Genomic DNA, 9,228 nt, shown 5'->3' on the forward strand with positions numbered 1-9,228 from the left:
CGGTGACGTTGATCAGCACGCCGGCGTCGCGCGCCACGCCGACCAGATCGCCGCAGGGGCGGTCGAGCTCGATGCCGATCATCATGCCCTCGCCGCGGATGTCGACCACGCCGCGCACGCCGGTCAGCGCCTGCCGCAGTCCTCTGCGGATGTCCTCGCCGCGCACGCGCGCGTTGTCGATCAGCTTCTCCTCCTCGATCGCATCGAGTGTCGCCAGCGCCGCCGCGCACGCCAGCGGATTGCCGCCGAAGGTGGAGCCATGATTGCCCGGCTGGAAAACGTCGGCTGCCGCGCCGCGCGCCAGGCAGGCGCCGATCGGCACGCCCGAACCGAGCCCCTTGGCCAGTGCAATCACGTCCGGCATCACGCCGGAATGCTGGAAGCCGAACCAGGTGCCGGTGCGGCCGACGCCGGTCTGCACTTCGTCCAGCATCAGTAGCCAGCCGTGGGCGTCGCAAATCCGCCGCAGCTCGGCGAGGTATTCCGACGGCAGCACATTGATGCCGCCCTCGCCCTGCACCACTTCGAGCAGCACCGCGACCACGCTCTTGTTGTGCTCGGCGACATGGCGGATGGCGTCCAGATCGTTGAACGGCACCCGCGCGAAGCCCGTCAGCAGCGGCTCGAATCCGGCCTGGATCTTGCGGCTGCCGGTCGCGGTCAGCGTCGCCATGGTGCGGCCGTGGAACGCCTTTTCCATCACGATGATGGTCGGCACCTCGATACCCTTGTTGTGTCCGTAGAGACGCGCCAGCTTGATCGCCGCCTCGTTGGCCTCGCAGCCCGAATTGCAGAAGAAGGCGCGATCCATGCCCGACAGCGCGCACAGGCGGTCGGCCAACTCCTCCTGGCGCAGCACGCGATACAGATTGGACGAATGGATCAGCGCGGCGGCCTGGTCGGCAATCGCCTTCACCAGCCTGGGATGGGCGTGTCCCAGCCCGTTCACCGCCACGCCGGCGACCGCATCGAGATAGCGCTTGCCCGCCTCATCCCACAGATAGGCGCCCTCGCCGCGCACGAACGCAACCGGCTGGCGCGCATAGGTGTTCATCAAATGTGTTGTCATGGCAGTCCCCAACCAGGCTGTCAAAGTAGCTGTTCTTGAAATAGAAAACGGCGGCCTAAGCCGCCGTGCTTGTCATGCAGCGCCTTGATTATAGGCTGAAAAGCGCCGAGTGAGACATCCCGGTCGCCATGAAGAACAGCATCGGAATCGACAGCATGGTGTTGGTGCGCGACGCCAGAAAGGCGACGCGGCGCGCCGCGTTCTTCTCGTCGTCGGTCGCCGACACCATCCCTAGAATCTTCTTCTGGTTCGGCCAGATCAGCACCCACACGTTGAACAGCATGATGGTGCCGAGCCAGGCGCCGATGCCGATCGGCCCCATGCCGTTGCGCAACAGGAAGGCGTCGACGAAATGCGGGCCCAGCAAGGCTGCGCCGGCAATCCAGGTCACCACGGCGGCCCAGCGGAAGAACAGCAGGGCGCGCGGCGCGACGTGCCTGGTGATGCCTGCGGCAGTGCCGTCGGCGCCGGCATTTTTCAGCGCCGCCACCTGCACGAAGTTGAAGTAATACAGCAGACCAATCCACATCACACCCGCCATGAAGTGGATCCAGCGGGCCAGCGCAGAAACGATATCGATGTTTTCCATCTAGCGTGCCCCTAGCTCAAAAAATTTCTGGCAAAGACAAACAGCACGGCCGTGAGCGCGACGCCTGCGATGACGGTGCCCCACAGCGAATCCAGCGGGTTTTTCATGATTTCCCCCTCCATTGAATAGTTGACCGTTTTGGTCGGAAAAGCCGGCGCCAGTATCTTCAAAATGCCGCGATCGCGCAAGCGCCGCCCCATGCCGCTCTCCGACTGCGTGCTAAAATCCGCCAACTCCTTCACAGCCGCCCGCCCACTCATGGATGACGCTTCCGCCAACGCCCCCTTCATCATTCGCGGCATCACCGCCAAGGGCACCCGGTTTCGGCCGAGCGACTGGGCCGATCGCCTGGCGGGCGCCTTCGCGGTAATCGACCCCAACAACCGCACCAATTATTCGCCGTACGTGCAACCCACTACGCTGGACGGCATCCGTTGCGTGGTGGTGGACAAAAAACTCAAAACCACCGACCCCAACGCCTACCGTTTTTTGCAAACCTTCGCCAGCAGCAACGAATTGCTGACCGAAAACGCCGACTGAGCCGGGTCCGGAAATAAAAAACGCCGCAGACGCGGCGTTTTTACTGCACGGCGCCAGGCGCTCAGGCCATGCTCTTGACTGCCAGAGACAGGCGGCTCTTATGGCGTGCGGCTTTGTTCTTGTGGACGATCTGCTTGTCGGCGATGCTATCGATCACGCTCATGGAAGCCTGAAAAACCTGCTGGGCAACGGCCTTGTCGCCGGCCTCGATGGCTTTACGCACTTTCTTGATCGCGGTGCGCAATTCCGAACGCTGGCTCATGTTGCTGTCGCGCTGCGCGCTGGCTTGACGTGCGCGCTTGCGCGCCTGGGCGGAGTTCGCCATGTATTCTGCTCCTAATAATCCCGGCCAGAGGCGGGACAGATTCACCAAAGGCCGCGATTGTACGGGAAACCGCGACCACAAATCAAGCGCTTTTGTACGCAACCGCAATCGGCGCGCTTGCAGGCAATTGCAGTTGCAGTTGGCGCGCCCGGCCCGCACAATGCGCGCAAAACGCCGCCATCCATGAATCTCCTCAAAGCCCTCGCTGCGGTCAGCAGCATGACCCTGCTCTCCCGCATCCTGGGATTCGTGCGCGATACCCTCATCGCCCGCGTGTTCGGCGCCGGACTCCTGACCGATGCTTTCTTCGTCGCCTTCAAGATCCCCAACCTGCTGCGGCGGCTGTTTGCCGAAGGCGCCTTCTCGCAGGCGTTTGTGCCGATCCTCGCGGAATACAAGAACCGCCGGGGCCATGACGCCACCCACACCCTGGTCAACCAGGTCGCCACCGCGCTGACGCTGGTGCTGGTCGCGGTCGCGCTGCTGGGCATTGTGGGCGCGCCGTGGGTAGCCTATGTCAGCGCACCGGGATTCCGTGCCGAACCGGAAAAATTCGCCCTCACCGTCACCCTGCTGCGCATCACGTTCCCCTACATCATCTTCATTTCGCTGGTGGCCCTGGCGGCAGGCATTCTCAACACCTTCAGCAAGTTTTCAGTGCCTGCGTTTGCGCCGGTGCTGCTGAATCTGTCCATGATCGCCGCGACCCTGTGGCTGGCGCCGTATTTCGACCCGCCGGTGCTGGCGCTGGGCTGGGGGGTGGCGCTGGGCGGGGTGCTGCAACTGGCGTGGATGCTGCCGCATCTGCTGAAGATCGGCATGTTGCCGCGCCCCGCCCGGCAGTTCAACGACCCCGGCGTGCGGCGGATTCTCAAGCTGATGGCGCCCGCCACGCTGGGGGTGTCGGTGGCGCAGATCAGCCTCTTGATCAACACCGTCTTCGCCTCGTTTCTCGCTACCGGCAGCGTGTCGTGGCTGTATTACGCCGACCGCCTGATGGAGTTCCCCACCGGCATGCTGGGGGTGGCACTGGGCACCATCCTTCTACCCAGCCTGGCCAAGCATTACGCCGACGACTCGCCGGCCGAATACGCCAAGCTGCTCGACTGGGGCTTGCGGCTCACGCTGCTGCTTGCGTTGCCCTCTGCCGCTGCGCTGGCGGTGCTGGCCGTGCCGCTCATCACCACGCTGTTTCATTACGGCGCCTTCACCGCGAATGACGTGGACATGACGCAGCAGGCGCTGATCGCCTACAGCCTGGGGCTGGTCGGACTGATCCTGGTCAAGGTGCTGGCGCCCGGATTTTACGCACGGCAGAACATCCGCACCCCGGTCAAGGTCGCCATCTTCACCCTCGTCACCACCCAGTTGATGAACCTCGCCTTCATTGGCCCGCTCGGCCACGCCGGGCTGGCGCTGGCCATCGGCCTGGGCGCCTGTCTCAACGCCGGACTGCTGCTGCATCTGCTGAAAAAGCAGCAGATTTACCAGCCGCAGCCGGGCTGGATCGGCTACTTCCTGCGCGTGCTGGCGGCGGTTGCACTGATGGCGGCGATGCTGTTCTACGCCATGGGCGAAGCGCAGTGGTGGCTGGCGGCAGGCTTCCTCGACCGGCTGGTGCGGCTGTCGCTGCTGGTCGGCGGCGGGGTCGCGCTGTATTTTGCCGCGCTGGGGCTGATGGGCTTCCGCCCGCGGCAGTTCGCGCGGCGGGCGGCGAATTAACGGGCCGCTTAATCAGCTAGAATTAGGCCTTTTCGCGCCGGTTCGCCCTACGCTTCAACCCCATGCGCATCACCCACGGTTTCAACGCTCTCGGCACGCCCCACGCGGTCACCATCGGCAACTTCGACGGCCTGCACCTCGGGCACCAGGCCATGCTCGCCCGCCTGCAGGACGTGGCGCGGACGCGCGGCCTGCCTAGCTGCGTGTTGAGCTTCGAGCCGCATCCGCGCGAGTTCTTTACGCCCGAGCAGGCGCCCGCGCGCCTGTCCAGCCTGCGGGAAAAGGCCGAATGCCTGCAACAGCAGGGCATTGACCGCTTGCACGTGTTCCGTTTCGACCGCGCATTCTCCGCGCTCACTGCCGAGGCCTTCATCGAACAGGTGCTGGGCCGCACGCTGCAGGCGCGCTACGTGCTGGTGGGCGACGACTTCCGCTACGGCGCCAAACGCGCGGGCGATTTCGCGCTGCTCGAAAGCCTGGGCCAGCCGCTCGGTTTCGATGCCGAATTTCTGCCGACGGTCGAAATCGCCGGCGAACGCGCCTCGTCCACCGCGGTGCGCAATGCGCTGGCCGCGGGCCAACTGGAGCATGCCGCGCGCCTGCTGGGCAGGCCCTACAGCATTTCGGGACGTGTGGTGCACGGCGACAAGCTGGGGCGCGACATCGGTTTTCCCACCGCCAACATCCAGCTCCGGCACAACCGGCCGCCGCTGATGGGCATCTTTGCGGTGGAACTGCACGGCCTCAACGGCGCTCCGCTGGCGGGGGTGGCGAGTCTGGGCAAGCGGCCCACCGTCAAAAGTCCGGATGCCGTGCCCGTACTCGAAGTACACCTGTTCGATTTCAATGCCGACATTTACGGCCGCCGCGTGCGCGTGAGCTTTCTCCACAAGCTGCGCGACGAAGAGAAATATCCCGACCTCGACAGCCTCGTTGCGCAGATCAAGCGCGATGTCGACAACGCCAAACACTATCTGGCCAAGACTTAACCAGAACCGCGCCATGCCTGACTATAAAAGCACCCTCAACCTGCCCGACACCCCCTTCCCGATGCGTGGCGACCTCGCCAAGCGCGAACCCGGCTGGGTCAAAAGCTGGCAGGAGAAAAAACGCTACGAAGCCATCCGCAAGGTCGCGGCCGGCCGGCCGAAATTCATCCTGCACGACGGCCCGCCCTACGCCAACGGCGACATCCACATCGGCCACGCGGTGAACAAGATCCTCAAGGACATCATCGTCAAGGCCAAGACCCTCTCCGGCTTCGACGCACCCTACGTGCCGGGCTGGGACTGCCACGGCCTGCCGATCGAACTGCAGGTGGAAAAAACCCACGGCAAGGACATTCCCCCGTCGCAGTTCCGCGAACTGTGCCGCGCCTACGCCGCGGAACAGATCGAACGCCAGAAGGCCGATTTCATCCGCCTCGGCGTGCTGGGCGACTGGGCCAATCCCTACCGCACGATGGACTTCCAGTTCGAGGCCGAGCAATTGCGCGTGCTCGGGCAGATCCAGCAGGCGGGCTATCTCTATCAGGGCGCCAAGCCGGTGCACTGGTGCGTCGACTGCGGCTCGGCGCTGGCCGAAGCCGAGGTCGAGTACGAGGACAAGACCTCGCCAGCGATCGACGTCGGCTTCGCCGTCGCCGACCCTGCCGAACTCGCCAAACGCTTCGACATTGCGGCGATCGACGAAGCGGTCCAGATCGTCATCTGGACCACCACGCCGTGGACGCTGCCGGCCAACCAGGCGGTGGCGCTGCACCCCGAATTCCAGTACACGCTGGTGCGCACGACCAAGGGCCTGCTGATCCTCGCCGACAGCCTGCGCGAAACCGCGCTGACGCGCTACGGTTTGAGCGAAAGCGCCGAAGTCGTCGCGCACACCACCGGCCAGGCGCTGGAAGGCGTGCTGCTGTGGCACCCCTTCCAGCAGCGCCAGGTGCCGGTGATTGTCGGCGACCACGTCACCGCCGACGCCGGTACTGGCGCCGTGCACACCGCACCGGGCCACGGCCTCGACGACTACGTGGTGGGCAGCCGCTATGGCTTGAAAGTCGACAATCCGGTCGGCGACGATGGCCGCTTCTACGCCAGCGTGCCGCTGGTCGGCGGCATGAGCATCTGGCAGGCGAACCCGCTGATCGTCGAAACGCTCGAGGCCAGCGGCGCCCTGCTGGCGCACGAGAAGCTGCTGCACAGCTACCCGCACTGCTGGCGCCACAAGACGCCGATCATCTTCCGCGCGACGCGGCAATGGTTCATCGGCATGGATGCGAGGGACCAGGGATCGGGGACCGGGGATCGGGAAAGCTTGCGCCAGCAGGCGATGGCGGCGGTCGACGCGACGCAGTTCTTCCCGTCCTGGGGTCGCGCGCGGCTGGAGGCGATGATCAAGAACCGTCCCGACTGGTGCGTCTCGCGCCAGCGCAACTGGGGCGTGCCGATGCCTTTCTTCACCCACAAGGAAAGCGGCGAACTGCACCCACGCACGATGGAACTGCTGGAGATCGTGGCGAAGCGCGTCGAGGCGGCCGGCATCGAGGCCTGGTTCGCGCTCGACCCGGCCGAACTGCTGGGCGAGGATGCCGCACATTACGACAAGACCGGCCATACCCTCGACGTCTGGTTCGATTCCGGCGTCACCCACGCCTGCGTGCTGAAGCGCCGCCCCGAACTCGCGCATCCGGCCGACCTCTATCTGGAAGGCTCGGACCAGCACCGCGGCTGGTTCCAGTCGTCCCTGCTCACCGGCTGCGCCACCGACGGCCGCGCCCCCTACCAGGCGTTGCTGACCCACGGCTTCGTGGTCGACGGCCGCGGCCACAAGATGAGCAAATCGAAAGGCAACGTCGTCTCGCCGCAGAAGGTGATGGACCAATTCGGCGCCGACATCCTGCGGCTGTGGGTGGCGACCACCGACTATTCCGGCGAACTCACCATCTCCGACGAGATTCTCAAGCGCGTGGTGGAAAGCTACCGCCGCATTCGCAACACCCTGAAATTCCTGCTCGCCAACCTGTCGGACTTTGACCCCGAGGCACACGCGCTGCCGGTGGCGGACTGGCTGGAAATCGACCGCTACGCACTGGCCATGACGCGCCAGTTGCAGAGCGAACTGCAGGCGCACTACGACGCCTACGAATTCCACTTCATCGTGCAGAAGCTACAGAACTTCTGCTCGGAAGACCTCGGTGGTTTCTACCTCGACATCCTGAAGGACCGCCTCTACACCAGCGGCGCCGACAGCCGCGCGCGACGCGCGGCGCAGAATGCGCTCTATCACCTGACCCATGCGCTCACGCGCTGGATGGCGCCGATCCTGTCGTTCACCGGCGAGGAAGTGTGGGCGCAGCTGGCGGGTGAGGACAGTTCGGTGTTCCTGCATGTCTGGCACGAATTTCCGGAGCAGGCCGACGAGGCCGACCTGCTTGAGCGCTGGACCCGCATCCGCGCAGTGCGCGCCGAGGTGCAGAAGGAACTCGAGACCGTGCGCGTCGCCGGCGGCATCGGCTCCTCGCTGCAGGCCGAAGTCATCCTGCATGCCCGCCCCGAAACCCAGGCTCTGCTGGCGCCGCTGGGCGACGACCTGCGCTTCGTGCTGATCACCTCGCAGGCCGGCGTCGTCGCGGCAGAAGAAGAACGTATCGCCGTCACGCCGAGCGCGGCGAAGAAATGCGACCGCTGCTGGCACTACCGCGCCGACGTCGACGCGCACCCCGGCCACCCCGGCCTGTGCGGGCGCTGCGTGAGCAATCTTCATGGCGCAGGCGAGGCGCGCAGCCATGCTTGACCTGCCGAACCCTGCAATGCGCAAATGGCTGGGCATCGCCTTCGCCGTCATCGTCGTCGACCACCTCACCAAATGGTGGGTGTCGTCCACACTCGACTATCAGGAACTGATACCGGTGCTGCCGTTCTTTTCGCTGGTGCTGGTGCACAACACCGGCGCGGCGTTCAGCTTCCTCGCCGACGCCGGCGGCTGGCAACGCTGGTTTTTCATCGCGGTGGGCGTCGTCGCCACCGTGATCATCGTGCGCCTGCTGAAGCGCCACGCGCACGAACCGCGGCTGGCATTTTCCCTGGCGCTGGTGCTCGGCGGCGCACTCGGCAATGTGATCGACCGCGTGGTGCTGGGGCATGTGGTGGACTTCCTGTATTTCCACTATCGTGGCTTTGCCTGGCCGGCGTTCAACGTGGCGGATTCCGCCATCAGCATCGGCGCCGCCCTGCTGATCTGGGACAGCCTGCGCGGCAAGCCCGCCGCAGCGGGCCGGCCATGACCGTGCGCAGCGTCGCCCCGGGCGACACCCTCCAGCTCCGCTACGCGCTACGCCCACGCGGCGGCGACGATCTCATCTCCAACTTCGACGATGCCGAAGCGGACACCGTGACGCTCGGCGACGGCACCCTGGCGCCGATGCTGGAGCAATGGCTGATCGACCTGGTTCCCGGCGAGCGCCACGTGTTCCTGCTCGATCCCTGGCAGGCCTTCGGCGAAAGCCAGCCCGAACTGATCCAGACCCTGCCCAAAACCGATCTGCCGGCCGATACGGCATTCGAAGTCGATCAACTGGTCGAATTCGCCATGCCCAACGGCCAGACCCTGGCCGGGCACATCCTGGAAATCGGCGACGAGGCGGTGAAGGTCGACTTCAACCATCCACTCGCCGATCTGTCGATTGAGTTTGAAGTGGAAATCGTACGCATCCTCTGAGACGGGAACCCTCATGACATCCACCATCCTTCTCGCCAACCCGCGCGGTTTCTGTGCCGGGGTCGACCGCGCCATCGCCATCGTCGAGCGCGCGCTGGAAAAATTCGGCGCGCCGATCTACGTGCGCCACGAAGTCGTCCACAACACCTTCGTCGTCAACGACCTCAAGGCCAAGGGCGCGATCTTCGTCGAGGAACTCGACGAAGTGCCAGCCGGCGCCACCGTCATCTTCAGCGCCCACGGCGTATCGAAGGCGGTGCGTGCCGAAGC

General features: G+C 65.1%; 10 protein-coding genes and 1 pseudogene. 7 read left to right on the forward strand and 4 right to left on the reverse strand.

Annotated features, from left to right (window positions below; genetic code table 11):
* The 3 genes from BGO62_RS08235 to BGO62_RS08245 all read right to left on the reverse strand — a co-directional run.
* The coding region (locus tag BGO62_RS08235; RefSeq protein ID WP_296641154.1) for an aspartate aminotransferase family protein at positions 1 to 1,069 on the reverse strand (1,069 nt) is incomplete at its 3' end.
* Positions 1,070 to 1,157: 88 nt separating this feature from the next.
* Entirely contained in the window at positions 1,158 to 1,658 is a 501-nt protein-coding gene (locus tag BGO62_RS08240; protein WP_296641157.1) for a urate hydroxylase PuuD, read from the reverse strand.
* An 11-nt stretch (positions 1,659 to 1,669) separates the two neighbouring features.
* The gene (locus tag BGO62_RS08245) at positions 1,670 to 1,918 is read right to left on the reverse strand and encodes a hypothetical protein (RefSeq protein WP_296641159.1); all 249 of its coding nucleotides are present in this window, start codon (positions 1,916 to 1,918) and stop codon (positions 1,670 to 1,672) included.
* On the opposite strand from BGO62_RS08245, the gene BGO62_RS08250 reads away from it, so the two are divergent.
* Complete coding sequence (locus BGO62_RS08250; protein ID WP_296641162.1) at positions 1,917 to 2,198, forward strand: DUF3579 domain-containing protein; 282 nt, start codon at positions 1,917 to 1,919, stop codon at positions 2,196 to 2,198. The two genes, BGO62_RS08245 and BGO62_RS08250, sit on opposite strands and share 2 nt — an antisense overlap.
* 61 nt (positions 2,199 to 2,259) lie before the next feature.
* Here BGO62_RS08250 and rpsT read toward each other — a convergent pair whose 3' ends face one another.
* Positions 2,260 to 2,523, reverse strand: coding sequence for a 30S ribosomal protein S20 (gene rpsT, locus BGO62_RS08255; RefSeq protein WP_296641163.1), 264 nt, complete (start codon positions 2,521 to 2,523; stop codon positions 2,260 to 2,262).
* Positions 2,524 to 2,706: 183 nt separating this feature from the next.
* On the opposite strand from rpsT, the gene murJ reads away from it, so the two are divergent.
* From murJ to ispH, 6 genes and pseudogenes are all read left to right on the forward strand, one after another.
* A complete protein-coding gene (gene murJ, locus BGO62_RS08260) occupies positions 2,707 to 4,245 on the forward strand; it encodes a murein biosynthesis integral membrane protein MurJ (RefSeq protein WP_296641164.1) in 1,539 nt (512 codons plus the stop codon).
* 62 nt (positions 4,246 to 4,307) lie between these two features.
* On the forward strand, positions 4,308 to 5,234 hold the full coding sequence (locus BGO62_RS08265; RefSeq protein WP_296641168.1) for a bifunctional riboflavin kinase/FAD synthetase: 927 nt from the start codon (positions 4,308 to 4,310) through the stop codon (positions 5,232 to 5,234).
* Positions 5,235 to 5,247: 13 nt separating this feature from the next.
* Positions 5,248 to 8,034 (forward strand): isoleucine--tRNA ligase, encoded by a 2,787-nt coding sequence (gene ileS / locus BGO62_RS08270; protein ID WP_296641171.1) that lies wholly within the window; start codon positions 5,248 to 5,250, stop codon positions 8,032 to 8,034.
* A gap of 16 nt (positions 8,035 to 8,050) precedes the next feature.
* The gene (gene lspA / locus BGO62_RS08275; RefSeq protein ID WP_296641174.1) at positions 8,051 to 8,524 is read left to right on the forward strand and encodes a signal peptidase II; all 474 of its coding nucleotides are present in this window, start codon (positions 8,051 to 8,053) and stop codon (positions 8,522 to 8,524) included.
* A complete protein-coding gene (locus tag BGO62_RS08280; RefSeq protein WP_296639239.1) occupies positions 8,521 to 8,958 on the forward strand; it encodes an FKBP-type peptidyl-prolyl cis-trans isomerase in 438 nt (145 codons plus the stop codon). Before lspA ends, BGO62_RS08280 begins: the two co-directional genes overlap by 4 nt.
* Positions 8,959 to 8,971: 13 nt before the next feature.
* Positions 8,972 to 9,228: pseudogene (gene ispH / locus BGO62_RS08285) on the forward strand (4-hydroxy-3-methylbut-2-enyl diphosphate reductase); the annotation flags it as partial.

This window comes from Thiobacillus sp. 65-1402 (assembly GCF_001897685.1).
GTDB lineage: Bacteria > Pseudomonadota > Gammaproteobacteria > Burkholderiales > Thiobacillaceae > Thiobacillus.